The sequence below is a fragment of the Mesorhizobium sp. M4A.F.Ca.ET.020.02.1.1 genome (assembly GCF_004022645.1).
Taxonomy (GTDB): Bacteria; Pseudomonadota; Alphaproteobacteria; order Rhizobiales; family Rhizobiaceae; genus Mesorhizobium.
This window is the reverse complement of sequence record NZ_RZOI01001212.1, coordinates 1-934: the sequence shown is the minus strand read 5'-3', so window position 1 is coordinate 934 and position 934 is coordinate 1. Positions and strand designations below refer to the sequence as shown.

Below are 934 nucleotides of genomic sequence, written 5' to 3'. Positions count from 1 at the left end.
GGACACGGGTCTGCTCATAGCGCTGCTCAACCCGACGATCGCGCTGGCGCTTGGCGCGGCGTTCCTCGTCCTGTGGTTCCATCAGCGCCATCGCCCCTATCTGGCGGTGCTGGCTGCGAGCTACTGCCTGTCGGCCCCCGGCTTCCTGTTCCAGTATTTCACGCTTCCTGTCGGGATGGTGCTGACCAAGCTTGTCTCCAACATATGCTTCACGGCGGCCGCCTGCTGCCTCTCCAGCGCCATCGTCGCGCGCTACGGGCGGCGCGTCCCCTATATCGGGATCGCACTCACCACCGGCGGCGGGCTCGCCGCCTTTTCATGGTTCATGTTCGTGCAGCCAGATCTCACCTGGCGCATCCTGTCGATGAATTTCGGTTTCGGCGCCCTCAGCCTGCTGGTCGCCGCCGAACTGCGCACGGTGCGCGGCAACGGTCCGACGGAAAAGATCCTGTTCGTGCTGTCGCTGCTGTCGGGATTGAACTTCGTCGTCCGAACCCTGATCGTCGTCATCGCGCACGGGCCGTTCCCGAGCTATGACGGATTCTACGGCTCGTCCTACTGGACGACGGCGCTCTTGTCGCATGCGCTGCTGTCGCTGCTGATCGCGCTTTCCCTGTTTTCGGCGGCCGCACTCGACGTGATGAAGGCTCTGAAGGCCGAGACCCATACCGACCCGCTGTCCGGCCTGCTCAACCGCCGCGGTTTCGAGGAGCGGGCGGCGCTGCTGCTCGACCAGTGCGCCAAGGCGAAATTCCCCGTCGCCATGGTGCTTGCCGACCTCGACCACTTCAAGGCACTCAACGACCGGCACGGGCACGCGGTGGGCGACAGGGTGATCGCCGACTTCGCCGCCAAGCTGAGCTTCGCCACGGGCACGCGCGGTGCTGCCGGCCGCATCGGCGGCGAGGAGTTCGCCGTGCTCCTGCCGTTGTGC

Annotated in this window: 1 protein-coding gene; it reads left to right on the top strand. The window is 65.8% G+C overall.

Annotated elements, in window-relative coordinates; all coding sequences use genetic code 11:
- On the top strand, positions 1–934 hold a 934-nt coding region (locus EN742_RS36145; RefSeq protein WP_245492494.1), incomplete at both ends, for a GGDEF domain-containing protein.